We start from the raw sequence: 24888 nt of genomic DNA on the forward strand, positions 1-24888 counted from the left end.
GAAATGGGACAGCCGTAGGGTCCGGGGGCAGGGGTGATCGCGGGTGATCGCCCGTCAGGCGAATCGCGCGGAGACACCCCCGTCGACGGCCCAGTCCGCGCCTGTCACGAATCCCGCCGCGTCGGACAAGAGGAACGTGACGACGGACGCGACCTGCTCGGGCGTGCCGAGGCGTCCGAGGATGTGCTTGTCCAGAGCGGCGCGACGGACCTCGGGAGGCCGGCGTTCGAAGTACTCGGCCAGCAGGTCGGTCTCGGTGTAGCCGGGGCTCACCGCGTTGACCCGCACGCCCTGGGCACCCACCTCCAGGGCGAGGCTCCGGGTGAGGCCGATGAGCCCGGACTTGGCCGCGGCGTAGGGGAACATGCCGGGACACGTGAGCGTGGCGTGCATCGAGGCGATGTTCACGATCGCGCCGTTCCTGGCGGCCAGCATGTCGGGCAGCACCGCCCGGCTCATCAGCCACGCGCCCTTGAGGTCGACCGCGAACACCTCGTCCCACTGAGCGGCCGACATCGCCACGGGGTCGCCGTAGGCGTTCTTGCCCGCGTTGTTGACGAGCCCTGTCACGGGGCCGAGTTCGTCGCGCAGGGCCGTCACGGCTCGGGCGATGGACTGCTCGTCGGTGATGTCGCACACCGCCCAGGCGGCGGCCGGTCCGATGCGGAGCGCGGTGGCGCGAACGCCTCCCTCGTCGATATCGAGCAGACCGACGCGTGCGCCGGCGTTCGCGGCCAGGGTGGCGATGGATTCTCCGATGCCGCGCGCGGCCCCCGTGACGAGCACGACACCGCCAGTCAGATCGATCATGTTGCTCTCTGTCCGTTCCGTGGAGGCCGAAGGAAGTCGTCGAACTCTGTCAGGAAGCGCTCCACCACCGCGGCCTCCTGCTCGTCCAGTCGGCGCGCCGGCTTGCGGCAGTGGGCGGTGTCGATGAGGCCGCGTCGGGCCGAGATGAGCTTCTCCACCGCGATGATCAGTTCGACTTCCTGCATCCAGTAGGCGAGGTACGGGACGAGGCGGCCGTGCAGTGCCAGCGCGCCGTCCCGGTCCCCGCGGTGCCACTGCGTCCAGATCTGCTGGTAGATCTCGGTGAACGAGCATCCTGGCTGGACCCCGGCGATTCCTCGCTGCAGCCCGTCGGAGAGTTGCAGTCCGGCATAGCCGACGAACGCACGCAGCCCGTTCGGGCCCTTGGCCAGGGCTTGCGCGAGCCTGCCGGGAAGCGCCGTCTCGATCTTGACCGCCACCAGGTTCGTGTGCCGGGCCCGGAGGTCCCCCAGCGTCTGCGGGCTGAAGGACGACCCGGTCTGGGCGGGTGCGTACTGCAGGATCACGGGAGTCGGTGCGACGGCGGTGAGGACGGCCGTGACGTGATGGCGCACTTCGTCGGCGGGCGGCGCGAGGAAGTAGGGAGGCAGCAGGTTGAGAGCGTCGGCGCCGGCCTCGACGGCTGCGGTGGCCCGTTCGACCGCCAGGCGGGTCGCGTGGTCGGGCACGGAGACGACAGCCGCGACATCGGGGCGCCGCGCCGTCATGGCGAGCAGACGCCGGGTCAGAAGGTGGCGTTCGCTGTCGCTGAGCTTGTGGAACTCGCTGGCGAAGCCGGGGAACATCACCGCGGTGACGCCCGTCCCGAGCACATGGCCCACCATCCGGTCGAAGCTGTCGAGGTCGAGGCCGCCGTCGCCGGTGAAGGGCACCTCCAGCACGGGCATCACTCCGCTGAGGCGATCCGTCGACGGGGCGGCTTCGCGACCGTCGTGGCCGGCGGTGCCCATCAGAACGGCGCCTTGGCGGGACGGTCGCCGGAGCCCCCGACGAGGAAGTCCAGGTCGCACCCTCGGTCGGCCTGCTGCACGTGGTCCACGTAGAGCCGTGTCCATCCTCGCTCGGCCCACGGCGTGCGCGGGACGAACTCAGCGGCTCGTGCCGCCAGCTCGTCCTCCCCGACATCGAGGGTGAGGCTCCGGGCCGCGACGTCGAGCTCGATGACGTCCCCGGTGCGCACCAGGGCAAGTGGACCGCCGAGGGCGGCCTCCGGTGCGACATGCAGCACGACGGTGCCGTAGGCCGTTCCGCTCATCCGGGCGTCGGATATACGGACCATGTCGGTGACTCCCTGGGCCAGCAGTTTGGCCGGCATCGGCAGGTTGCCGAGTTCGGGCATGCCCGGGTAGCCACGGGGGCCCAGATTGCGCACGACGAGCACGCTGTCGGAGTCGACCGGGAGGGCCGGGTCGTCGGCCGCCCGCAGGTACTCCTCGATGCTGTCGAAGACGAGAGCCGGGCCGCGGTGGTTGAGCAGCTCCGGGGAGGCCGCGGACTGCTTGATCACGGCCCCGGCGGGTGCCAGGTTCCCGCGCAGTACGGCGGTCCCGCTGTCCGCCGTCTGCACGGGGTTGCTCAGCGGTCGGATCACCTCGTCGTTCCAGACCTGCGCACCGGCCAGGTTCTCACCGAGGGACCTGCCGGTCACGGTCATCGTCTCGCGGTCCAGCAGATCTCCGAGCTCTCCCATGAGCGCCGGCAGTCCACCCGCGTAGGCGAAGTCCTCCATGAGGAAGCGGCCGCTGGGCATGAGGTCGGCGAGCAGCGGGGTCCGCCGGGCGACGTCGTCGAAGTCTTCAAGGGTGACGGGCACACCCGCACGCCCCGCGATCGCCAGGAGATGCAGCACCGCGTTGGTGGAGCCGCCGATCGCCGCGTTCACGACGATCGCGTTGGTGAACGCGGCCCGGGTGAGGACGGCGGAGGGGCGCAGCTCCTCGCGGGCCAGTTCGACCGCCCGCGTGCCGGACTGCTCCGCGAGCTGCGCACGCCGGGCGTCGGCGGCGGGCAGCGCCGCGGCGCCGGGGAGGGACAGGCCGAGGGCCTCGGTGACGCAGGCCATGGTGGATGCGGTCCCCATCGTCATGCAGTGGCCGGCCGAACGGGCGAGGCAGCCCTCGAACTCGTCGAAGTCGTCCTGGGTGATCCGTCCGGCCCGTAGCTCCTCGCTCATCCGCCAGATGTCGGTGCCGGATCCAACGGTGCGGCCGCGGAACCGGCCTGTCAGCATCGGTCCGCCGGACAGGGCGATGACCGGCACGTCCACGCTTACCGCGCCCATGAGCTGGGCGGGCAGCGTCTTGTCGCAGCCGCCGAGGAGGACGACGGCGTCCAGGGGGTTCGCGCGGATCGTCTCCTCGACGTCCATGCTCATCAGATTGCGGAAGAGCATGGAGGTGGGGCGCATCAGGGGTTCGCCGATGGACATGGTCGGGAACTCGAGAGCGAGTCCGCCGGCGGCGGTGATGCCCCGACGCACCGATTCGGCCAGCACTCGCAGGTGCGCGTTGCACGGCGTAAGCTCCGACCAGCTGTTACAGATTCCCACCACCGGCTTGCCGCGCAACTGATCGCGAGTGAGGCCGAGTTGCCGCATGTGATGACGGGCGATGAACCCTGACTTGCCGGGGTCGTCCCACCATGTCGCGCTGCGCAGCCGAGTCATTTCTCCTCCTTGTTCACCCCAACCGGGGCGTAAGCATGCTTCAACTTAGCAGCTATGTTGTCAAGTGGTCTGGCAGCTCGGATTCCGGGTGGTCGCGCAGGGGGCCTGCGTCGCGGCAGACGGGCGGAGGGGAAGGTGACCGAGGGATGATCGGGCGACGGCACTGAGTCACCATGCGGGGCGCGAGATCATCGAGGAGCCCCGGGCGCCGGGGCCGCGAGCGGCGACGAGATTCCCGTGGAAGGGGAGATCGCCGAGCGTTGCGGAGTGGCCGGACCGCGGGATGACGCCCACCGTGACCGCCGCGTCCACTTGTCCCGCATCTGCACCTGGCCTGACCTGGTGACTGCCGTGACCACCGCCGCCCTCGCCGGTCTGACCAACGGCCCGGGGCGCGTCGGGCCGCTCAAACCGCTCGCCGGGCCGACCGCCGCCGGAGTTGAGGCCATCGCCTGAACGTGCCGCGCCTGTTCGCCCTGGCGGGACCTGTCGCTCCGGGTCTGCTGGCGGCTCGGTCCCCTGAGAGGATCGAGTGATGGCACGTCCGTCTCCCCGCGCTCCCGAGCGTCGTGAGCGCGCGGTGCGGGACTCGCCCCAACTTCCCGACGGAGTGGGCCGCGATGGAGGCGGCCGTCGTGAGGCTGGGCATCGGCGCCGCGGAGACGGTACGGATCTGGGTCCGCGATGCCGAAGTGTCGGTGCCGGCCGGCGTCCAGGTGTGACATCGGACGAGGCCGCGGGGATCAAGCGCCTGAAGCGCCGAGAACCCTACGCCCGGACCGACCGGACGGACGGATGCGGCCGGACGTCGGCGGGGGAACGTGTTCCGCTCGTGACGTGGCGTCTTCCGCAGTCCCGGCCGCGGCGCCCGCGTGGTCCTCGGCGCCCGCGGCCGGCGGCCATCCGCTGCCGTGCCGGTATGCGGTGAGACGGCGTGTCAGTTCGGGGGTTCCACGTGGTGCCGGATCTCCTCCAAGTCGTTCATGATGAGAAGTTCCATGACGTGCCGGTCCTTCTTCGGCAGCGCGCGAAGGACCTCGCCGGGAACACTCATGACGAACGACCGGGCGAGCGTCATCGCGTCACCCAGTGCGGCGTCGTCATGCATGTGCAGGGAGCGAAGCGCGTTGCGGATGTCACGCCGGCACATGTCATCGGCGTAGGTCTCGACGAGTTCGGGTGCGAGGGTGGTGATGACATCGAAGGTCTCCACCACCGACCGCATACACGCGGCGACGTTGTCCGGCTCGCGCATCCGTTGAGTGATCGAGGGCGGTCCCCATTCCCTGATACGCCAGTAATAGACGACCTCGGGCAGGACATCGACCGCAGTCGCCTCGATGTGGGCACGGATCATCACCGGCGCGTCCTCGTAGGCCGGCAGCGAGAACGAAAGGTTCTTCGCGTCCCAGAACGAGCGGCGGAACACCTTGTTCCACGCCATGCGGTCCCGCACCAGGGCTTTGTCCTGGCGAATATGCGTACGTCGTCGTTCATGAGCGAACAAGTCGTCGTATCCGGAGTGCGCGCGAATCCCGGCACTGTCCAGTCGGCGCGCGTCTCCTGACGCCATGTCGGACCCTGTGGTCTCGACGGACTCGACAAGCAGGGCGTAGCCGTCGGGAGAGACGACGTCGTCGCTGTCGCAGAAGGCGAGGTACCGCCCCCGCGCCGCACGAACTCCCGTGTTGCGAGCCGCGCTCAATCCGGCGTTCGGCTGCCGCAGTACGCGGATGCGGCTGTCCTCGCGCTGCCAGTCGCGGGCCAGGGAAGGGCTGGAGTCGGTGGACCCGTCGTCGACAACGATGATCTCGACGTCCGCGAGCCGCTGGTTCAGGAGTGACTGCAGACAGGCGGAGACATAGTGCTCGACGTCGTACATCGGCACGACCACACTCAACGTGGGGGACATGGAGAAGCTGCCTCCAGGACAACTATGGCTGGCTCCGGCAACGGCGGGTCAATGACCGCTGCTCTGGAAATGACGCGACTGCCGGCACCAGAAGCGGTAGGCGATGAGAAGGAGCACGACGCCGACGAGCGGTGAGAACCACGCCAGTTCGGGTGGAACCGACAGCTCGCCCGTTCGGTTGAGCAGGACGGTCGAAGGCAGGTAGGCGACGAAGGCGAGAGGGAAGACGAAGGTCAGGCCGAAACGCGCCGCCGGACCGAAGACTCCCATCGGGTAGTTGCCGAACTCGTTGAAGATCCCGTCGATGAGCTGCTTGACCGGCATGGTTTTCAGCAGCCGGAAGACCAGTGCGGACGCGGCCAGTTGGGTGGAGGCCTCGACCATGGCGCCACCGACGACGGCGAGAACCAGGAAAGCCACCGCGGGTGCCGACCAGTCGACGGGAGCCTGACTGCCGGCCACGGCCAGCAGGGCCAGGCCTCCGGCGAGGTCCCCCAGGGCGATCGGCCGGAACCGGCGCGTGAGGAGCTGAAGGAGCGGCGGGACCGGTCGCACGAGGTAACGCTCGTACTCCCCCTCCACCACGACTTGGTCGACGAAGATGAGCTGGTGGCCGGGGACGACCCACAGCCCGTGGGCGGCAAGGCGGAGCCCGTAGAGAAAGGCGATCTCCCCGAGTGACCATCCGCCGAGGTCGCCGAAACGGTCGAGCACCGCCCAGATGAAGGCCAGGCCGGCGCCCTGGTAGCAGAGACCGCCCAGGATATTGGCCAGCAGATTGCCTCGGTACTGCATCTCGGCGCGCCAGGCGGCCCCGACCAGGAGTCTGTAGGTTCTGAGCAGGCGCAGTGTTCTCACCCTCCCTGCACCACCACATGCCTCTTCGCCCGTGACCAGACGAGTGCCGCGAGCCCGCCGAGCAGCACGACCCATACGAGTTGCATGCCCAGCGCCTGTTTCATGGCGTTTCCCCGGACCTCGCCCAGGAAGATCGCGACCGGCGTGTAGGCGGTGGCCTGGAAGGGGAGCGCCTCGGCCACAGCCTTGAGGGGACCGGGCATGAACCAGAGGGGCACCAGCGTGCCGGAGAGAAGCTGGGCGGTGAACCCGTAGATCATGTCGAACCCGGTGGTCTCCAGGGTCCAGAACGACAACAGCGCTTTGGTGAGGAAGAGGAGTTGGTTGACCAGCATGCCGAGGAGCAGCGCGATACCGTAGCCGATGAGCGACCCCGTCGAGGAAGGGGCTTGCGCACCGCCCACCAGGAGCGCGAACGGCAGGGCGACGACGACCGCCGGCAGTGCGGAGAGTGCCCCGCCTACCTGCGACGCGAACATCTGGAGGGGGAAACCGACCGGACGCAGCAGGTCGACGGCCACTTTGCCCTCGCGGACACGCTGCGGGATGGGCGACGCCTGCAGGGGGTTGAGCAGTGTGTACTGGACGGCCGCCAGGGTGGCGTAGGCGATCATCGTGTGGAGGGTGACGCCGTCCACCTCTTCACGGCCCGCGTACATACCTGTCCATACCGTCTTCATCAGATAGATCTGAAGCATCAGCGTGGCGAAGGTCAGCAGGTAGGACCCGCGGTAGGCGGTGGCGGTGCGCCATCCGATACGGCCGCATGCCAGGAACGCGGTCACGGGCGGTCCGCGTAGATGTTGCGGATCACTGATTCGAGTTCCGGCTCGGTGATGGACAGGTCGCTGATCGCGTGACGGGCCAGGAGCGAGCCGATGAGGTCGGCGGCGGTCATCAGCCGGGGGTCGAAGCGCATGCATACTCGCCCGTCCTCCTGTCTGGTGACCGTGGCGCCGGGCACGTCGCTCACCTGGCTGTTGGTGTGCACCACGAGCTCGCGATAGGGCGCGTAACGGGACTTGAGCGTGTCGAGTCCGCCGTCGTACATGACGGCCCCCTGGTCGATGAGCACGATCCGGTCACATAGTTGCTCCACGTCGTCCAGGTCGTGCGTGGTGAGGATGACGGTGGTGCCGGACTCCCTGTTGAGTTCGCGCACGAAGGTCCGTACGGCTTCCTTCGCCACGACGTCGAGACCGACGGTGGGTTCGTCCAGGTAGAGGATCTTCGGGGCGTAGAGCATGGCGGCCGCCAGATCCCCGCGCATGCGCTGGCCCAGGGAGAGCTGGCGCACGGGGGTGTCCATGAACGGTGCCAGTCCGAGCAGTTCGGTGAACTGGCGCAGTCGGGTCTCGAAGAGGCCGCGCGGCATCTCGTACAGTTTTCCGATCAGCCAGAGGGAGTCCCGGAGGGGAAGGTCCCACCACAGCTGACTGCGCTGACCGAAGACGACGCCGATATTCCGGGCGTTTCGCTCTCGCTCGCGCCAGGGCGTAATACCCGCGACCGTGACCGTACCGGCGGTGGGTTCGAGAATCCCGGTGAGCATCTTGATCGTCGTGGATTTCCCGGCTCCGTTCGGGCCGAGGTAGCCCACGAGTTCACCGGCCTGGACATCGAAGGAAACACCGTTCACCGCCCGTTTCACGGTGTATTCGCGGGTGAGCAACGTCCGTATGGTGCGGAAGGAGCCGTCGTACTGTCTTGGCCGGCGGAACTCTTTGACCAGGTCCTCCACGTGAATGATGGACATAGCGGCCGATCATTACAGTCCGCCACCGGTCGCGTCAACCGGGCCGTCCCCTTGGGAAGTTGCTGGTGCGAGCGGCGCCATGGACTGCGTCAGGGCGTTGGTTTTCAGCCATAGCGGCATGCTTTGCGCGGGTTCCCAGTGTCTCCTTGACGTGACGCGTGAACCGTTGTTAGCGTAAACACGCCTGAATGCAGAATGCACTCATGCGGCCTGTTCGGCTGCCCGTGCAGCCTTGATCACCCCGGTGCCGATGCGCCGATCCACCGGCATGGACCGATCCTCCGGGCTTCCAATTCCCGGACCCCTGCCGCGGATTGCGTCACGCGTACCGAATTGTGGGTGCCGCATGCCCTGAATCAGCTACTCAAGGCAAAAAGATGAGGAGGACTGTGTCGCTCCCGCCTTCCACAAGAGACCCCTGGGCGAATGTCCAGAGCGTGCGCGGCTTTCAGTGCGACGAGCTCATCTCCGCCCTGCAGAAGTACATTCGCAGGGGAAATCTCGAAGAGGCGCTTCTTGTCGCCCGGGAGATGTACGAGACCAGCCAGGAACTGGAAGCACACCTATGGACCCGGTTGATGGTGATCTCCGCGTCCGACTGCAATGACGGAACGTTTCTTCAGACGCTCGTGGTCGAGTCCCTGCACCGCGTGAGCACCCGCGTGCAGCGGGGCACGGGCGAGCGCTGGCTGTTCCTCGTCCAGGCCGTCCGCTATCTGGTCTCCTTCCCGAAGGACATGACCACGGACGAGATCTGCATGTGGTCGCGCCACACGATGAACAACCACCTTCGCGAGCCGGTCATCCCGGACTACGCGCTCGACGTGCACACCAAGTCCGGCCGCGCGATGGGGCGAGGGGTCGGCCACTTCCTCGCCGAAGGAACAGTCATCAATCACCGGTACGAGGGTGCCGATCCCCTCTTCGGTGAACGGGTCCGGGAGATCGTGGCACGAGGTGATTGGGATGAGCATGCCTGAATTACCCGACCGCGCCCCGTCCCGGGCGACGATACCCGGACCCCGGCGAGCAGCCGGGAGCACGACCGGCGGGCCGGGGCCGACCGTCACGTTCCTCGGCCACGCCGGGCTGTCCGTGGAGACCTCAGCGTTCCGGCTCGTGTGCGACCCCTGGTTCGACAGCGCCGGCGCCAACCTCGGCTCCTGGCACCAGTACCCCCGAAACGACCATCTGGATCTGGAACCGCTGAAACAGGCGGACTGGATCGCGGTGACACACGAACACCTGGACCACTTCGATCCCTGGTTCCTGGCCCAACTCCCCTCCACAGCACGGGTGCTCATACCCCGCTACGCCGCCGCGGGCTTCCGCCGCAGGATCGAGCAGGCCGGTGTTTACACCATCGTCGAACTCGCGCCCTGGCAGCCGTTCCCCCTGGACGATCGCGGTTCCTGGATCACCGCGATCCCCGAGGTCTCACCGATGTGGCATGACGCGGCCTTCCTGATCGTCACGGACGGGTTCTCCGTACTGAACTGCAACGATGCCAAGCTCACCCCTGCGCAGACCCGGCGCGCCAAGCACATGGCGGGCGGAGCCCTGTCGTTGATGGCGCTGCAGGCCTCGCGCGCCGCATGGCATCCCATGGCCTACGACCACTACTCCAGCGACGAGGTCCGGCAGATCGCCTGGGAGAAGAAGCTCTCCAAACTGCGTGCCGTCGCACGGCTGGTGGAGGCGACGGAACCCGAACTCGCCGTGCCGTTCGCCGGCCCCCCGTGCTTCCTCGACCCCGAGTTGCGCGCGTACAACTGGGTGCTCGGCCCGGGGGCCGAGGGGGCGTACACCGATCCCGAGGAAGCCCGCGCCTGGCTGTCCCGCCGCCTTCCGCGGCAGCGGTGGGAGGTCTTCCGGCCCGGGGACCGGACAGACCTGAGCGACGGGACGGTGACTCGCGATCCGGTGTCCTCCTCGTTCCGAGCCGCGGACCGCGAAACCTACCTGGCGCGGTACGCGGACGACCGCGCCTCGGCCCTCGCCGCTGTCGCGGAGAGCTGTCCGCAGCCGGGTCCTGAGCTGCGAGCGCTGTTCACCGAGCACTTTGAACACCTGGGCCGGCTCAGCAAGCACTTCAACAGCCGCATCGACATGACCGTACGGTTCACCGTGGGCGGGCCGCACGGAGGCGAGTGGGACGTCGTACTGAACCACGACGGGGTTGCCGTCGGGGAGGCCCTGACCGACAAGCCGAGCTACCACCTCACCGTCGACGGCCGGTGGTTGCTGCCCGTACTCACCGGAGAACTGAGCTGGGAGGCTCTGCTGCTGTCGCTGCGGGTGCGCTTCCATCGCGACCCCGATGTCTACAACGACTACTTGATCGGACTCCTCAAGCACGCGGACGCGCAAGCGCTCAAGGCCGTGGAGAAGTACGACACCGCGCAGGACTCCGAGGAACGCATCACCGTCAGGGACAGCGGCGGCCGCGCCTTCGAGATCAACAGATACTGCCCGCACGCGGGCGAGGACCTGGCCGTGGGAGCCGTCGTGGAGGACCAGCGCCTCACCTGCCTGCGCCACAACTTCACATTCGATCTCGCGACCGGACAGTGCCTCAACGCCCGCAGCCCGCAGCTCGCGGTCCGCCGCGTGCCGACACCCGATCCGTCCTGACCCGGGAGCCCGTCGATGAGTCAACCCACGCTCTACGACCGGCAGCACTGGCCGGAAGTTCAGGTCTGGGCCAGTTACACGGAGCAGGTCCCGCCCGAGGAACTCGTGCAGAGCGTCCATGTCGTCGCCATGGACGCGGCAGGCAACATCTGCGTGTGCCAGGACGATCGGGGAAACACGTTCCTGCCCGGCGGCACCCGTGAGCCCGGGGAATCGATACTGGACTGCGCTCTCAGAGAGCTGCGCGAGGAGGCCGGCCTCAGCGTTCAGGGGCGTCCCCTCTGGTTCGGCGCGCATCTGGCCGACGGATACAAGACCACCCCGTACCGTCCTCACCTGCCCCACCCGAGAAAGGCCTGGCTGTGGGGGGTCTGTGACGCGGTGCGCGACGGGCCTCCGACCAACCCACCTGGAGCGGAGCACGTCACCTCCGTGCGGATGCTCCCGGTGGCCGACGCACAGCAAGCCCTGTCGCGGGTGAAGCCCTGGTATCCCGAACTGATCGAGCGCGCCTGCCACTTCCATCGGCTCGGCCCGGCCGCACCGGCTTCCGAACACCGTCAGGGGGAGACACAGCAACGATGAACACCTCGGTCTCACCCGAAGTGGACCTGGTCGTCGACACTGACATCAAGGGCGTCAACGACGATGCCTTCGCCCTCCACTACCTGCTCAGCCGGGACCGCGTCCCGTCGGCCATCACCACCTGCTCCGGCAACACCCTCGCCCGCGACAGTCTCACCGACGTCCGAGCCCTTCTCGCCTCCTACGCCGTCGAGACGCACACGTGGGCCGGCCCGGACAGTCCCCGAGGATGGACTCCGCCCGTCCACGCGTACCACCTTGAGCTGCGCGAGAAGCTGGGGTCATCGGCGTACCTGGGTGAACTGGGCAGCCCGCGTACGCGTGCCGCACCGGAGGCCGAGAGCCCAACCACAGGGTGGTCCGGCGCCCAGCCCCTCACAACCCCCACGGTCGACTACCTGGCTCTCGGCCCCCTCGGCAACCTTCATGACGCCCTCGCGTCCGAGACGCTTCCCGCCGAGCGGATCCGGCACCTCGTCTTCTCCGGTGGCGCGTTCGAAGTCCAGGGCAACATCGGCCGGTACGCCGAGTTCAACGTACTGGCGGACCCTCTCGCCGCGGCCCATGTGCTCGCGGCGCCCCTCCCCCGCATCACGGTCGTACCGCTGGACGTGACCACCGAACTCACCTACGGGCTGACCGAGTTCCTGCACATCACGTCAGGGCGGGGTCCGTTCAGCCGCGATCTGGCACGCACCAAGGGCCCGACCTTCGAGGCGAGACCCGACTTCCGGGAGCCGCTGTGGGATCTCGTGGCCGCCCTGGTGATGACACACCCGGAGATCGTCACCCACAGCGTGCGCGGTGAGGTGAGCGTGGACACGTCGCTCACCGCCTCGCTCGGCGCGACGAGGCTGCGGCCGTGCGCGGACGGCCGGGCGGAGGTGGTCCTGGAGGTCGACGCCGGTCAAGTGCTGCATCACATGGCTCACGCGTTCAAGGAGGATGCGCTGTGACAGCCGGGGACGAGCTGATCAGCCGTACGTCGGTCGTGATTCCCGTGAAGGACGACCCGTTGATCTTCCGCTGTCTGGAGTCGATCGACGAACGTGTCGAGGTAGTGGTGGTGACCAACGGCAGCACGCCGGCGTTCGTGCGGTGGGTAGCCTCTTTCGACCGGTTTCCCCTGGAGATCCTTTCATTGGAGGAGGCCGGGATCGGCGCGGCCTTCAACGCGGGCGCCGAGAAGGCCTCAGGCGACTTCGTCCTGCTCATGGACTCCGACTGCGTCTTCACCCCGGGAAGCATCCGGGCCATGGCCGCCGGCCTGGGCACCGGCTCCTTTTCCCGAGGGCGCACGGTCTTCAGCAGCCACAACTGGGCGACCCGGATGACCGCCCGGACCCGTGAGTACACCGAGGACGCTCTGCGCACCCGCCGTCCGAACGCCTACAGCCCTCCACTGCTCTACCGCAAGGACGTCATCCGGCACATGGGCGGCTACCACTTCGACACCCGCCTGACCTGGCGGGAGGATCGCGACTTCGAACTGCGCAGACGCGCGGCAGGACTGCCCGTCGCGTTCGTACCGGAAGGGACGGTGATCCACAAACCGCTGACCATCCGGGCCGATCTGGCCAGTGTGCGCAACTACGGGGCAGGTCAGCACCGCGGGGAATGCCTCGGCATACTCCCCGAGAGCTCCGCTCGGCACGAGTGGGCGAAGACCCTGCGCGCCGTCGCTCGCATCGCTGCGGGAACCCGAAACCCCTTGCCGGCGGTCTATCCCGTCGTGCGCCGGCTGGCCTTCATCCACGGATACCGGACGGCGGCCCGGTCCTGCGCGCCCGCCCGCCCCGGCACGGGCGAGCCCTCGTGATCATCGCGTGTGATCTCGACGGAACACTGACCGACGACCAGGGAGTCATCTCAGCGTCGAACGCCAGCGGGCTGCGCCGGGCCAAGGAGCACGGCGCCACCTGTGTGCTGGCCACCAGCCGCCCCTCGCGGTGTCTGGACCTGCCGAAGCGGCAGCTTGCGCTCTTCGACTGCGTCCTGACGTGCGACGGGGCGGAGCGAGTCTCCCCGGATCCGGCGGGAGTTCATCTTCCGCTGGCCTCGGCCGCGGTCCAGCGCCTTTCCCACGCGCTGCGGGCCGCATCCATCACCGGTGCCTACGCGGTCGAGTTCGGCACGAACCTGGGCCACGAGGACGGCTATACGGGGTGGCCCGCCACGGACACTGGTCCGCGGTTCCTGACCGGCCCGCTGCACGCGTTGTGCGCCCAAGGTGCGGTGGCCCGCGTCTTCTTCCGCCCCGACCCCCCGAACACCGCGCGCGCGGCGGTCGAAGTACTGGCCGCCGCGGCAGGTGACGACATCACGTTCGTGACCTCGGAGCAGCCGGAATCCACGGGCCTGGTGCAGATCTCCGGGCGGGCAGCCACAAAAGGGGCCGCCTTAAGGGCCTGGCTGACCGCCACCCGCCGACAAGGACGGCTGATCGCCTTCGGCGACCAGTTGAACGATCTGTCGCTGCTCGACCTGGCCGACGACGCCTTCGCCGTCGGCGACGCGCACCCGGAGCTGCTGCGGCGGTACACCCATCTGGCCAACGACGACAGTGCGGCCGTGGCCCGGGCGATTCACCGCATCCTGACACCGCTTCCCCGACGCAGCTCAGGACGACCCCACAGGAGCTGATCATGAACGACCCTCAGGCGTCCCGGGTGACACCGCGCCCCGCGCCGACGATCCGCCCCGCGCTGACCCGTCCCGTGTCACTGGCCGTGGCAGGAGACGACTTCGGCTGGGGAAGTGTCGGGCTGCTCGCCGCGATCCTCGGCGCGCTCGGGCTCCGGGAGAACGGCCGGAACCGCTATCTGGGACTGGACACGAACGGGGGCCGCCCCGTCCTCCGCCACCACGCCGTCCATCACTGGGCGGACACCTCCTCGCTCACGGACGCAGAGCTGCGGGACCTGCTGGCCCGGCACTCCGTGGAAGCCGCCCTGGTCGTGCTGAACGCCGAACTGGCCATGCGTCTGGAGGCCTTGGACTGCCGGGTGGTCTACGTCGACACCAATCCGTTCATGTGGACCGAGCACGAACTCGTGCCGCAGCACGTCACCCGCTACTGCGCGCAGTTGTGTCCGGCCCTGCCCCAGCCGTGCTGGCCGGTACTGCGCGGGATCTCGTCACTGCACTGGGTCGGTCGGATCATCGGCCCTCACCCGTCCGAGCCGGCCGCGCCCGTACCGGGCAAAGCGGTGCTCAACTTCGGTGGCCTCCACTCCCCCGCCACCTCGTCCGGCAGCATCGAGGCCTACGTGCGGCTCGTGGCCACCGCGATGTTGAGGGCGTTCCAGGCACACGGCTACGACCAGGTCGTCATCACCGGCAATCTGGACCCCGACCGGCTGCCGCTCCCGGCGGACCTCACCCGAGGCATGAAGCTCAGCGGCGGACGCCTGCCCCGTGAACGCTTCCTGAACGAACTGGCCACCGCGGACATCGTCGCCACCTCTCCGGGGCAGACGACACTGCTGGAGCTCGGCGCCCTGGGCCGGCGGGCCGTCGTGCTACCGCCGCAGAACCTCAGTCAGATCCTGCACGCCGCCGAGGTCGCACAGGTCGTGGACCCGGGAATCGTGGTGTCGTGGCCGCCCGGCACGGTGGACCAGGACCGCGTCGCCCGTGAACGGACCCGGGGCGAGGACTGGGCCATCACCACGATGTACAGCGAGATATCGGCCGCTGCCGCCGCCCGGCCCGAGGGCATCCCCCAACTGGCCCAGGCCTGTACAAGGGCCCTGACCTATGCCCGGAACAAGCAGGTCGATCTCACCCGACTCGGCGCCGTGACCGGGAACGAGGGCGCGGACACGGTCGCCGACATCCTCCACGACCTTCTCCGGTCACGCTGAAACGGGCCGGAAAGCAGAAGGTGCGCCGGAATCGCCACCGATCCGACACGCACGGCGTTCTTGGGTACGACAGCTCCGCTGCCCACCGTGGCAGGTGGACAGCGGAGCAATCAGGTGTGATCGGTGTCACCGGCCGGGGGGCCGGTGGTCCCCGTGGGTCAGAAGGTCAGCTTCCAGCTGTCGATGTAGCCGGTGTCGACTGTCGACACGTACGCGACATTGAGCTTCCAGGTGCCGTTGGCGACCTCGCTGGAGGCGTTCACCGCGTAGGTGTCGATCACGTTGGGGTCCGAGTCGTGGAGTTCGTGGTCCTTCAGGCGGTACAGCGTGCCGTCGGGGGCCACCAGGTCGATGACCAGGTCACCGCGCCAGGCGTGCTTGATGTCGACGCCCACCTTGAGCCTCTTCGGCGCGTTGCCGCTCTGGCCTATGACGTTGATGTTGGAGAACACCGCGACGCCCGTGTCGGGGATGGTCACGTCGGTGGTGTTCTCGAAGGTGGTGATCACGCTGGCGACGTTCCAGGTGAACGTGGTGGTGGAGGAGGCACCGGTGGAGTCGGTGACCTTGACGGTGACGTTGCTGGTGCCCAGCGTGGTCGGGGTGCCGGAGATCAGGCCGGTGGAGGCGTTGATCGACAGGCCGGCCGGCAGGCCGGTGGCGGAGTAGGTCAGCGCGCTGGGGTTGGTGGTGCCGGCCTGGATCTGCAGGCTCGCGGCATTGTTGACCAGGGCGGTCTGGTTGCCCGGGTTGGTGACCGTCACGCCCTGGGCGGTGCGGGGGCCGACGTTGATGCCGGCCCAGGCGTTGGCGGCGTTGACGTAGGTGCTGCTGCCCAGACCGTACAGGTCGGCGGCGGCGTTGAGCGTCGCGGCGCGGGCGCCGGCGTAGTTGGTGATGGAGGTCATGTAGGTGGTGAGCGCCCGGTACCAGATCTTCGCGGCGGCGTCGCGGCCGATCGCGGTGACCGGCAGCCCGTCGGAGGTCGGGGAGTTGTAGCTGACGCCGTTGATCCGCCCAGCGCCACCTCATCCTTGCCGCCCGCATCACAGCGCACTCTCGCGGCGGCCGTCAGCCGGGCAGAGCCGAACCCCTCCCGCGCTGACTACGACGACGCCCCCGGCCGACCGGACTCCTTCCAGGAAGCCTCTCTGGACCAGGAGTCCGACTGCGCCTGCGCGTCATGGGCGGCCGCTGGACGCGGAGATCCACTTCCAACACCGCGTCGCCACCGGCCACCGGCAACACGCCCGCACCCACCGCGTGACCCCCGGCCACCTCGGCGGCGTCCAGGTTCAGCAGGGACGCCTCGACGAGGCGTGCGCGCCACCTGGGACCGGGCGGAACCAGGCCCTCGACGCCGTCACCCGCCGGGCCGTCCGCGTCCCGGTCGGCCCGGACGGCCCGCGGGAGAGCGACACGGCCCGTGCCGACCACGCCGGCACGACAAGCACCGGCGCGGAGACCGCCAGTGTGCCTACTTGCCGAGCACGGCCACGGTCTCCCGCAGTCGCTCGCACGCCCAGTCGTACTGGCCGGTGTCGGTGTGCCCCCGGAAGTTCGTCTCGATGACCTGGACCAGAGCGAGGTAAAGGTTGTACAGCCGTCGGCGGGTCCGCTCGGCGGCGGTGAACGGCCCGTGGCCGTAGCCGCGGATGAAAGCCGTGGAGTCCCCGTAGGCGCTCGACTCGCTGCCGGTGAAGCCGAACTCCATCAGGGGATCGCCGTAGAACGCCCGCTCGTGGTCGATGATCGCCACGATCCGGCCCTCGCGCACCATGCAGTTGCCGGGCCACAGGTCCCACTCGATGAACCGGGGCTCTGTCACCTCGTCCAGCGAATCGGCGTGGGCGGCGACGACTTCGCGGATCACGTCGTAGTCGTGGCGCAGGTCGACGCCGCGTCGCTCGCCGTCGCCCAGCAGCTCCTCGACCATCCGCAGGAAGGCCGCGCGCCACGTGCTGGCGCCCGGCCCGCCCAGCGGGCCGAAGGCGGTGCCCGTGATGCCGTTCAGCTCGTGGGTGATCGCGCCGAGCGCCTCGTCGTACGCGTTGATCTCCGCCTCGGTCAGGGTGTCCGTGATGACGCTGAGGTTGTCCGCGTCGACGTACGTCATGAAGAAGTAGTCGGCGTCACACAGCTCACGGCTCTGATCGGCGAAGTCGACGGCCGGCACGGGGACCTTCGTGTGCTCCCGGATCAGCCGCATCGCCGCCAGTTCGGTGGCCATGGCACCGCGCTCGTAGGTCATGACCTCGACGTCCGGCGGCGGCGCGATCTTGAGGACGACCCGCGCGCCGGATCGCAGCCGGATCCGATAGGCCACGTTGAACCAGCCGTGGCTCAGTTCACTGACCCAGTCCTCGCCCTCGTCGCACACCTCCTCAGGGCCGTAGGCGCGGGCGACCATCGCGCGAAGCGACTCGATGGACTGCCGGTTCTTTGTGATGCTCTCCATCAATCCTCCGCCCGAAGCATGATCGGACGGTAGCACCGGGACGGGGTGGTGCGCTCAAGTGTCCTGCGACGTCCTGCTGTTGCTGACCTCTCGGCATCGTCGATCGCGGACGTGGGTGATCTGGCCACCTGGCACGCAGCGACAATCTGGTCACAGTGTGTGGCCCGAGCGGCGAGCCCCGCAAGGTGGACCAGCACGTGGACCGCGGACTGTCCTTGGTCCCGCTGGTGTGCTCGACGCGGTCCGTGGCGCGTCCACCACTCCCAGTAACGCTTCGCAGCACCGAGGACACACCCATGTCTCGTTAGGCCCGCCAAGCTATCGGGTACTCGGCGTTCCCTGACGTTGCCAGACCATCCGTTCCTTCCGGGAGGGCCGATGCCCGACTTCGCGTTCACCGACGCGGGACTCGACTCCGCATACGTCAGCCGGATCGGCAAGGAGCGGCAGGGCTTCTTCGACTGCCGCGGCACGAAGGCACTGTCGCGGCTTCGCGGCTGACCCGCCATCTGCGCGTCACCGTTCCCAAGGATGCCGTCGCCTCCATCCACCCGAACCTCGGATCCGCCGCACTGGAAATGATGGAGCGCAACATGGGTGCCCTGATCATCACCTCGCAGCAGATCGACTTCACCCGGTCGACCGCCGAACCGTAGCCGCGGAACGTCAGCCACGGTGTACCGCGCCTGACCCGCTCGTGACGCGACCTCGTCGCCGGCACACCAGGTCGCTCGCACCGCCGACCGGGCGGAGATCGACACCGACGTGCCCGTGACCGTCAACGGTTCCGCGCGGGCGCGGTGCGGCACCTCGGGCGCCCGCGCGGCTCCCGCTACCCCGAGCGGACCCCCTGCGGATACCCACACCGGCTTTTTCGACCCGCCCGGTGTCAGCGCCTCGGTGCCGGTCGTCGGGGGTGCGGGACCACCTTGGCGGAGAGCAGGCGGCACGCCGGGGACAGGGTTCACCCCGGCCCCGGACAGTGACACCGTCGCCCTCGGCGACGCCGTACGGTGGTAGTCGAACCCGGCGAACAGTCGCCGATCGGTTGGCTCTCGGGACGCATTCCGGCTGGTGAAGCCGACTGCCGCGGAGCTGGAGGCGCACGGGCGGCTGTGTCGCGGCCCGACTGCCCGAAGCCCGCGGCTGTGACGATCTTGCGAGGTGACGGGGTGAACGCGTCGGAACGCATGCTGAAGGGGCTCACCGGGATGCTCCGCGAGGGCCATCTGGTCGGCTTCGATCAGTTGGCGGACCTGGTCGCGCGGCACGCCCGGGTGGCAGGCATGTCGGATGCCCGCATCTTCCTCACCGATCTCCGCGAGCAGGTGCTGCGGGAGGTGACCGGGCGGGGAGCGGATGCCGCGGAGGGCGGTGAGACGTTCTCGGTGGAGGGCACGCTGCCTGGCCGGGTCTTCACCGCCAACCGGCGGCAGCGGGGCGGGGCCGGTGAGGACCGCCGCTGGTGGGTGCCCGTCCTGGACGGTACGGAGCGCCTCGGCGTGCTACGGGCCGACCTGCCCGAGGACTCCGCGCCCGAGGAACTTGAGGCGGTGGCGTCACTGGTGGGCATGCTGGTCGTCACCAAGCGGCAGAGCAGCGATGCCGCCGCCCGCCTGTCCCGCACCGAGACCATGAACGTGGCCGCCGAGCTGCAGTGGAATCTGATGCCGCCCCGGGCGTTCGCCAACCGGCATGTGGTGATCTCCGCGGCGATGGAGCCCGCGTACGAGCTCGGCGGTGACGCCTTCGACTACGCCGTCGCGGGCGACCATGTACATCTCGGGATCTTCGACGCCATGGGGCACGACAGCCACGCCGGGCTGGCAGCCAACCTGGCCGTCGCGGCCTGCCGCAACCAGCGCCGCCAGGGAGCCGATCTGGTCACCGTCGGCGAGCACACCGAGGAGATCCTGGTCAGACACTTCGGCCACGACACCTACGTCACTGCCATCCTGGCCGACCTCGACGCCGCCACCGGGCAGCTGAGCTGGATCAACCGCGGACACCCTCCCCCGGTACTGATCCGCGCGGGCCGCTGGGCAGCCCCCCTGCACTGCCCACCCGCACATCCGCTCGGCACCCAGCTGGGGATCGCGGCCACGCTGGGCCGCGAGCAACTCGAACCCGGTGACCGGATCCTGCTCTACACCGACGGCGTCATCGAGGCCCGCGACGCACGTGGCCAGGAGTTCGGCCTGCACCGTTTCACCGACTTCATCATCCGCCACCACGCCGACGGCCTGCCCGTCCCCGAAACCCTGCGCCGCCTGATGCGTGCCGTCCTGAGCCACCACAGCGGCAGGCTCAGCGACGACGCCACCGTAGTCTGCCTGGAGTGGCACGGGGCCAGCCGCAACAGGGAGCTGCGCCCCACCGCGCCACCTGCGGACACCGAGTACGACACCCCGTGAGCGACGCCCTCCCCCCACCCTCTGTCCCACGGTCCGCGAACCGGCCCGGCATTTCGTGGAGGTCGTCGGCCCTGGCGTGGCCGGGCGGAGGGTCCCACTTTGGCGGGGAGCCGGACCGGGCTCTCGACGAGGTGCCGGCCGGGCTCGCCCAGCCGGCATGGACGCTGTCAGAACTCGCGGATCGCAACGTTCCCCGCGCTTCACTCGGCGGGGGCCCCACCGTCACGGATCGCGCTTACCGCCGCGCCGAACTGCGTCCGCATCGTTTCGGGCAGCGTTTGGCCACGGACCGTCCTCAGGAGTTCCTCCGCGACGTGGTGCAGCTTGGTGTTGGTGTTCTGGGAGACCCTGACCAGGACGCTCCAGGCGTCTTCTGAGCTGAGTGAGAACGTGGCCATCAGAATGCCGGTGGCCTGGTCGATCTGCGGGCGCGTGAGCATGGCACGGCGCAGCTGCACGACCTCCTCCTCCAGATCCTCCTCACCGTCGCTCAGGACGTCCTCCTCCGGTTGGGTGCGGGTCAGCAGTGACCAGGTGCCTGTACGGGTCAGAAGACCTTCGACCGCGGGGCCCGCCGCCCGCACGCTGAGGGTCTTGCCCTGTGCCGCGGCATGCCGCTGTGCGGCAAGCATCACGTTCAGCCCGGAGCAGTCGCAGAACGTGACGCCGGTCAGATCGAGCATCACGTGAGCGCATCGGTCGACGGCCGCGTCGAGGGCGCTGCGGAGTGCGGGCCCGGCGGCGATGTCGAGTTCGCCGCTCACCTTGACCCTGACGTGGCCGTTCCGCTCGGACCTGACGACAACGGGCTCGCACGGCATGAGGGCCTGCGTGCCCTTCAGGGCATCGCCTGCCCCCGCGTCGGTGGTGCCGGCCCGGCGAGGGTGTCGGTGCTGGTACATCGCTCCTCCCCGCGATGTTCAGGGATGCCCTCCCAGGTTCCCCCGCCCATTCATTCACGTCAAGCGATACCTGAAAGCTTTTTCGCCCTTTTGGATGCGTGAATCAACTGCCCTAGCCTGGAGGGATGGGACAAGTGCCAGAACCGCACACCGGATGGACGTTTCTCACCAACCACGCCCGCGTGCTGGCCGCGATCGCAGGCAATCACTCCGCCCGCATCCGCGACATCGCCGCCCGGTGCCGTCTCACCGAACGCGCCGTACAGAAGATCATCACCGACCTGGAAGCCGACGGCTACCTCACCCACACCCGTGCAGGCCGGTCCAACCTCTACCTCATCCAGCCGCACACCCTCCTGCGCCATCCCGCCGACAGCGGGCTCACCGTCGCCGAACTCCTCGTCTTCCTTCTCCAGCACGACGACGCCCGCAGCACCCAGACCTCCGTCTGACCCCGTCCGCCCCGGTGGTGGCACCGCGAGCGGCATGTCCCTACCCACGCGCACCGCGAAGGCCGACCCTCCGCCTCCGTTGCCCCCGCGTGAGCGACGGGCCCAACCGCTTCACGTCCGGGCGGCGCTCGCCCCGTACCGGCACCCGTCGACGACGGCCGCGCGGGAAGCCGTTCCTCGGACCTGCCGCGTACGCCCTCACTTCATGCGCTTGCCGATGCCGGCGGCGTGGTTCCGTACCAGCCAGGGGTGTTGAGCGGTTCCAGGCCCAGCGCGTCACCGACGGCCGTGCAGTTGACGTTCCAGCCGAGCTGGATGGGGCCGCGCCCGTGGGCAGTCCGGCCGCCCGCGTCGAGCGGGCGCATCACAGAGCGGCCCGAGCGTTCCGCTCCCCGGCGGGCCGGGCCGCGAACGCGACGCGGCGGTGAGCCCGGCGCAGCGCGCGGCGGGCCATGTAAGGGTGGACCCGGCGCACCACCGCGGAGTAGAGCCGACCGCGTGTGTTGTGCAGCCGCACGGCGGTGGCCAGCGTCACGGAGTCTTCGTCGACCAGGACCGAGGCGCGGAAGTCCAAGTGGGACCCATCCTCGCCGAGCATGAGCTCGTGACCCTGCGCGCCCCGCTCCTGCCCGCGGTTCTGGACCTGTCCTGGCAGCAGGAGACCCGCGCGCGAGGCTGGACCGTCCACGACGGACAGCTCCACCCTCCCTGGGCCGGACGACGGACATCGGTTTCGCCGTCACCGGCGAGGGGTGTCGACCCCGACGGCGCATACCGCTCGTCGGCCATGAGCGCTGCTCGCCCCCAACAAAGACAGGACACCGGTCACCGCCGACTTCGACATCGGTGATGACCGGTGCTCCTGTCATCGTCCCAGCGGGGACAACCCTTCCCGGCGGCGCCTTCTCACCACCCGGTCCGCCCACCATCACACCGCGACCGCCTGACGCCATCTCGCGCACACCGCCCATGGGCCCGGTCACCGCGTCGTCGGCGAGAACGGGTCCGGTAAGAGGTACCGGCCAGCCGCACAGGGCCTGAGGTGAGGAGCGAACTCCCGTCCGGCAACGCTGTCGCCGGCCGAACGGTCGCGGACGCTGACGCTGTCGCTGTCGCTGTCGCTGTCGCGATGACGAACTACGCTCGCATGGCTTCGTCCTGAAACACCTGCATACAGGTCAGGCAGTGTCTGTCCGTCGATTCCCCTCCGTGCGTATCCTCCTGCTTCGCCATTCCACACAGTGTCCAGGTCTTGTCCGCCATCAGGACGTGCCACACCCAGCGTCCCGAGGTGTCGACGCCACGCCACATCTCGTGCATGATCAACTCCCTCCAGATCGACGCGGAAGACGCTTTCAGGGGAACACGGCGCGCGCGGGACGGCTTGCGGAGACGTCCGAGCGGGTGACGGGCGAATACCTGACGGGGCGCCCGTCCCAGCGGGCGTGGCGGCGGAGGGCCGCCTCCGTGGACCGGCCTCCGCCGCCGGAACCTCTTTCCGGCGAATCGGAAGCCGTCCACTGGCATCTCGGTCCAGCGCATGCCGCTACGGCGGCCTGAGTCATCGGCGGATGCAGCCCCGTGCACCGGGCGAGCGCAGAGTGTCCGGCCCAGCGGGGCGTCGGGACCCTCAGCTCGCGGCGCCTGCCGCCATTTTCGGCGGTGTGGCGGAAAGCAGCGTCGCCGTCGCCCTGGCATGCAGCGAATCCAGCGTCCTGACCTGGTCTTCCGCCCTGCGCAGCAGTCGTTCCAGCTGGTCCGACTCCAGGCGCGGCTCGTGTGCCGAAGCCGAGAGCAGGGTGCGCCACAGCAATACCTTGCCCTGCACGCCCAACCGCATGGTTTCGAGCTCGATGACCATCGTGAGACCGGTGCGGCGCAGCAGCCGGCCGTTGGGTTTCACCCGACCGATCTTCTCGCCCAGCCAGGCGCCGTACACCTTGTGGTGGCTCACAGCCATGTCGAGATCCGCCATGAGCCGCAGGAGGTGTTGCCGGTCGTCCGAGATTTCACGTGCCAGGGTTTTCAGCTCGCCAGCGAAGGCCGATTCCCGATGTTCTCCGACCATACGCCGGATGAACTCGGCACCGGCTGTCGCGCCTGCGAGGTGATCGTTCAGATAGACGTCCAGGAGTTCATGCCGACCTGGTTCATCGCCCGATCCGAGTGCTGTCAGTTTCATGGATACTCCCTCCGGGCGCCGAAACCATCACCGAGTACCCCGCCTGCGTCAGGCAACCGCCGCCGCTGTGCAGCGCAACAATCCGCATGCGGTCCGCAGCATGCCTGGGCTCCGCGGCGCGCCGGGGCGCTTCGGATGGACCGGCTCAGCGCGTCGAGCGCGGAACGGGCACGCCCCACGTGAGGGACGGCCGACTCCGGCGCCTCGCCTTTGGCGGCGCCGCCAGAACCAGTGCCGGGGCCGGCGTGAATCTTTTACTCGGCCGCACCGGGCAGACGTGATCCGACTTGCTCCCCCGGCCACCGCCCGACGCTTGCTGCCGGGGCCGACAGAGCCGCAGTGCCGTGCGTGCCGAACACCCGCAGCCACTCTCAGACCGAGCGACGGGAGCGCACTGCCCGGCGCAACCGTCCACACCGGCGGCGGGTCCGGAGCAGCCCGCCCACACCGGCGGCGGGTCCGGCCTCGCGGCTCTGCCCACCCGCTGACGGGCGCCTCCCGGCCTCGGTCGTGGTGTAGGCCAGAGCCGTGCCCTGACCGCAGGACCCCGGCCACACCGCATCGCGCCCACGACGTGTCTCAGGCCCCGTCGCCGCCTGTCGTCCACCGCGGGGCCGTCCAGGTCACGTATGGACGCGGCGGGCACGGGCACCCGGTGCGAACACCAGCGTCGGGGGACGCCGACAGCGCGCCGTGGGCCCTGGCGGGCCGGGCGTGGGAGGCGCGGCTGAGCGTCCACGGCACGACCGAGGCGGCACGGGAACTGCACGCGCACTTCGACCACACCGGCGGGCTGCACCACTTTCCCCACGCCGAGGGCTACGTCGGCGCCGGTGAACTTGCGATTGCCGACCGCTCGGCGATGCTGTGGTCCCGGGTGGGGACCAAAGTGCCGTCCACGATGAGCACGGTGTCCTTCGCGAACCGCCTGCGGGGCTGGTAGGCGAGCATCGGCCCGAGGTGGTTGATGATCCGGTCCGCCGCAGACTTCGACACCGAACAACAGGTACAGCTGCCGCAGGGTCAGGTTCGTTCGCCAGTAGGCCGCGACCAGCAGGGTCCGGTCCTCCAACGGAAGGCTCCACGGTCGGCCTTTGCGGGTCGTGTCCGCCCCCGCGCGCCGCAGAACCGTCACCAGCTTTCCGAAGGCGCGAGGGCTCAGCCCGGAGAAGGGAGTTATCCAGGACGGCTCCGCCGCCGTGATCACGCTAGCCACATCAAGATCATCACATCAGGGTCAGGCGGAGGGCCCAGCCCAACTCTCGCGGCGGACACGACCTCTGGTTGCCTACGCCGCCCGACTCACCAGCCGGGAGACGCCCGTCGCTCGGTTGGCCAAGTGCCCCGGCCCGCGGTTCCGCGCGTGCCGGGGC

Annotated in this window: 23 protein-coding genes and 2 pseudogenes; 12 read left to right on the forward strand and 13 right to left on the reverse strand. The window is 69.0% G+C overall.

Annotated features, from left to right (window positions below):
* Window positions 1-54 precede the first annotated feature (54 nt).
* The 7 genes from ABZZ79_RS05410 to ABZZ79_RS05440 all read right to left on the reverse strand — a co-directional run bounded on the left by ABZZ79_RS05410 (window position 55) and on the right by ABZZ79_RS05440 (window position 8022).
* Window positions 55-810 (reverse strand): SDR family oxidoreductase, encoded by a 756-nt coding sequence (locus ABZZ79_RS05410; protein ID WP_356686728.1) that lies wholly within the window; start codon window positions 808-810, stop codon window positions 55-57.
* Window positions 807-1781, reverse strand: coding sequence for a dihydrodipicolinate synthase family protein (locus tag ABZZ79_RS05415; protein ID WP_356686730.1), 975 nt, complete (start codon window positions 1779-1781; stop codon window positions 807-809). Before ABZZ79_RS05415 ends, ABZZ79_RS05410 begins: the two co-directional genes overlap by 4 nt.
* Entirely contained in the window at window positions 1781-3496 is a 1716-nt protein-coding gene (locus ABZZ79_RS05420; RefSeq protein ID WP_356686732.1) for an IlvD/Edd family dehydratase, read from the reverse strand. The genes ABZZ79_RS05415 and ABZZ79_RS05420 overlap by 1 nt, the downstream gene beginning before the upstream one ends.
* Before the next feature lie 937 nt (window positions 3497-4433).
* The gene (locus ABZZ79_RS05425; protein ID WP_356686734.1) at window positions 4434-5408 is read right to left on the reverse strand and encodes a glycosyltransferase; all 975 of its coding nucleotides are present in this window, start codon (window positions 5406-5408) and stop codon (window positions 4434-4436) included.
* 48 nt (window positions 5409-5456) lie between these two features.
* On the reverse strand, window positions 5457-6266 hold the full coding sequence (locus tag ABZZ79_RS05430; protein WP_356686736.1) for an ABC-2 family transporter protein: 810 nt from the start codon (window positions 6264-6266) through the stop codon (window positions 5457-5459).
* A complete protein-coding gene (locus tag ABZZ79_RS05435) occupies window positions 6263-7051 on the reverse strand; it encodes an ABC-2 family transporter protein (RefSeq protein WP_356686738.1) in 789 nt (262 codons plus the stop codon). The genes ABZZ79_RS05430 and ABZZ79_RS05435 overlap by 4 nt, the downstream gene beginning before the upstream one ends.
* Window positions 7048-8022, reverse strand: coding sequence for an ATP-binding cassette domain-containing protein (locus ABZZ79_RS05440; RefSeq protein ID WP_356686740.1), 975 nt, complete (start codon window positions 8020-8022; stop codon window positions 7048-7050). Before ABZZ79_RS05440 ends, ABZZ79_RS05435 begins: the two co-directional genes overlap by 4 nt.
* 437 nt (window positions 8023-8459) lie before the next feature.
* On the opposite strand from ABZZ79_RS05440, the gene ABZZ79_RS05445 reads away from it, so the two are divergent.
* The 7 genes from ABZZ79_RS05445 to ABZZ79_RS05475 are packed head-to-tail and all read left to right on the forward strand — an operon-like array spanning window position 8460 to window position 15107.
* Window positions 8460-9002, forward strand: a complete 543-nt coding sequence (locus ABZZ79_RS05445; RefSeq protein WP_356686742.1) for a hypothetical protein — start codon at window positions 8460-8462, stop codon at window positions 9000-9002.
* Complete coding sequence (locus tag ABZZ79_RS05450; protein WP_356686744.1) at window positions 8995-10656, forward strand: Rieske 2Fe-2S domain-containing protein; 1662 nt, start codon at window positions 8995-8997, stop codon at window positions 10654-10656. The genes ABZZ79_RS05445 and ABZZ79_RS05450 overlap by 8 nt, the downstream gene beginning before the upstream one ends.
* Window positions 10657-10671: 15 nt before the next feature.
* The gene (locus tag ABZZ79_RS05455; RefSeq protein ID WP_356686746.1) at window positions 10672-11241 is read left to right on the forward strand and encodes an NUDIX domain-containing protein; all 570 of its coding nucleotides are present in this window, start codon (window positions 10672-10674) and stop codon (window positions 11239-11241) included.
* Complete coding sequence (locus ABZZ79_RS05460) at window positions 11238-12197, forward strand: nucleoside hydrolase (protein WP_356686748.1); 960 nt, start codon at window positions 11238-11240, stop codon at window positions 12195-12197. Before ABZZ79_RS05455 ends, ABZZ79_RS05460 begins: the two co-directional genes overlap by 4 nt.
* Window positions 12194-13060, forward strand: coding sequence for a glycosyltransferase family A protein (locus tag ABZZ79_RS05465; protein ID WP_356686750.1), 867 nt, complete (start codon window positions 12194-12196; stop codon window positions 13058-13060). The genes ABZZ79_RS05460 and ABZZ79_RS05465 overlap by 4 nt, the downstream gene beginning before the upstream one ends.
* Entirely contained in the window at window positions 13057-13884 is an 828-nt protein-coding gene (locus tag ABZZ79_RS05470) for an HAD hydrolase family protein (protein WP_356686752.1), read from the forward strand. Before ABZZ79_RS05465 ends, ABZZ79_RS05470 begins: the two co-directional genes overlap by 4 nt.
* Window positions 13885-13886: 2 nt before the next feature.
* On the forward strand, window positions 13887-15107 hold the full coding sequence (locus ABZZ79_RS05475) for a hydroxymethylcytosylglucuronate/cytosylglucuronate synthase (protein WP_356686754.1): 1221 nt from the start codon (window positions 13887-13889) through the stop codon (window positions 15105-15107).
* 158 nt (window positions 15108-15265) lie between these two features.
* Here ABZZ79_RS05475 and ABZZ79_RS05480 read toward each other — a convergent pair whose 3' ends face one another.
* Together ABZZ79_RS05480 and ABZZ79_RS05485 are read right to left on the reverse strand one after the other, a co-directional pair.
* Complete coding sequence (locus ABZZ79_RS05480; protein WP_356687228.1) at window positions 15266-16120, reverse strand: putative Ig domain-containing protein; 855 nt, start codon at window positions 16118-16120, stop codon at window positions 15266-15268.
* Between the two features lie 464 nt (window positions 16121-16584).
* Window positions 16585-17565, reverse strand: a complete 981-nt coding sequence (locus ABZZ79_RS05485; RefSeq protein WP_356686757.1) for an aminoglycoside phosphotransferase family protein — start codon at window positions 17563-17565, stop codon at window positions 16585-16587.
* A 378-nt stretch (window positions 17566-17943) separates the two neighbouring features.
* On the opposite strand from ABZZ79_RS05485, the gene ABZZ79_RS05490 reads away from it, so the two are divergent.
* The 3 genes and pseudogenes from ABZZ79_RS05490 to ABZZ79_RS05500 all read left to right on the forward strand — a co-directional run bounded on the left by ABZZ79_RS05490 (window position 17944) and on the right by ABZZ79_RS05500 (window position 19979).
* Window positions 17944-18066, forward strand: coding sequence for a hypothetical protein (locus tag ABZZ79_RS05490; protein WP_356686759.1), 123 nt, complete (start codon window positions 17944-17946; stop codon window positions 18064-18066).
* A gap of 2 nt (window positions 18067-18068) precedes the next feature.
* Window positions 18069-18221: pseudogene (locus tag ABZZ79_RS05495) on the forward strand (cysteine hydrolase); the annotation flags it as partial.
* Window positions 18222-18737: 516 nt separating this feature from the next.
* The gene (locus ABZZ79_RS05500; protein WP_356686760.1) at window positions 18738-19979 is read left to right on the forward strand and encodes a PP2C family protein-serine/threonine phosphatase; all 1242 of its coding nucleotides are present in this window, start codon (window positions 18738-18740) and stop codon (window positions 19977-19979) included.
* 200 nt (window positions 19980-20179) lie between these two features.
* Here ABZZ79_RS05500 and ABZZ79_RS05505 read toward each other — a convergent pair whose 3' ends face one another.
* A complete protein-coding gene (locus tag ABZZ79_RS05505; RefSeq protein WP_356686762.1) occupies window positions 20180-20881 on the reverse strand; it encodes an STAS domain-containing protein in 702 nt (233 codons plus the stop codon).
* A gap of 125 nt (window positions 20882-21006) precedes the next feature.
* Here ABZZ79_RS05505 and ABZZ79_RS05510 point away from each other — a divergent pair, with 125 nt between their 5' ends.
* Window positions 21007-21333, forward strand: a complete 327-nt coding sequence (locus tag ABZZ79_RS05510; protein WP_356686764.1) for a helix-turn-helix domain-containing protein — start codon at window positions 21007-21009, stop codon at window positions 21331-21333.
* 364 nt (window positions 21334-21697) lie between these two features.
* On the opposite strand, the gene ABZZ79_RS05515 is transcribed toward ABZZ79_RS05510, so the two are convergent.
* Together ABZZ79_RS05515 and ABZZ79_RS05520 are read right to left on the reverse strand one after the other, a co-directional pair.
* The gene (locus tag ABZZ79_RS05515) at window positions 21698-22021 is read right to left on the reverse strand and encodes a DUF2867 domain-containing protein (RefSeq protein ID WP_356686766.1); all 324 of its coding nucleotides are present in this window, start codon (window positions 22019-22021) and stop codon (window positions 21698-21700) included.
* A gap of 942 nt (window positions 22022-22963) precedes the next feature.
* Window positions 22964-23515 carry a hypothetical protein gene (locus ABZZ79_RS05520; protein ID WP_356686768.1) on the reverse strand — a complete coding sequence of 184 codons (552 nt, stop codon included), beginning with the start codon at window positions 23513-23515 and terminating at the stop codon, window positions 22964-22966.
* Between the two features lie 655 nt (window positions 23516-24170).
* Here ABZZ79_RS05520 and ABZZ79_RS05525 point away from each other — a divergent pair.
* A complete protein-coding gene (locus ABZZ79_RS05525; protein WP_356687259.1) occupies window positions 24171-24458 on the forward strand; it encodes a hypothetical protein in 288 nt (95 codons plus the stop codon).
* Here the strand turns inward: ABZZ79_RS05525 and ABZZ79_RS05530 are convergent.
* Window positions 24368-24731: pseudogene (locus ABZZ79_RS05530) on the reverse strand (transposase family protein); the annotation flags it as partial. The gene ABZZ79_RS05525 and the pseudogene ABZZ79_RS05530 overlap by 91 nt on opposite strands.
* Between the last annotated feature and the right edge of the window lie 157 nt (window positions 24732-24888).

The organism is Streptomyces sp. NPDC006458 (assembly GCF_040612135.1).
GTDB lineage: Bacteria > Actinomycetota > Actinomycetes > Streptomycetales > Streptomycetaceae > Streptomyces.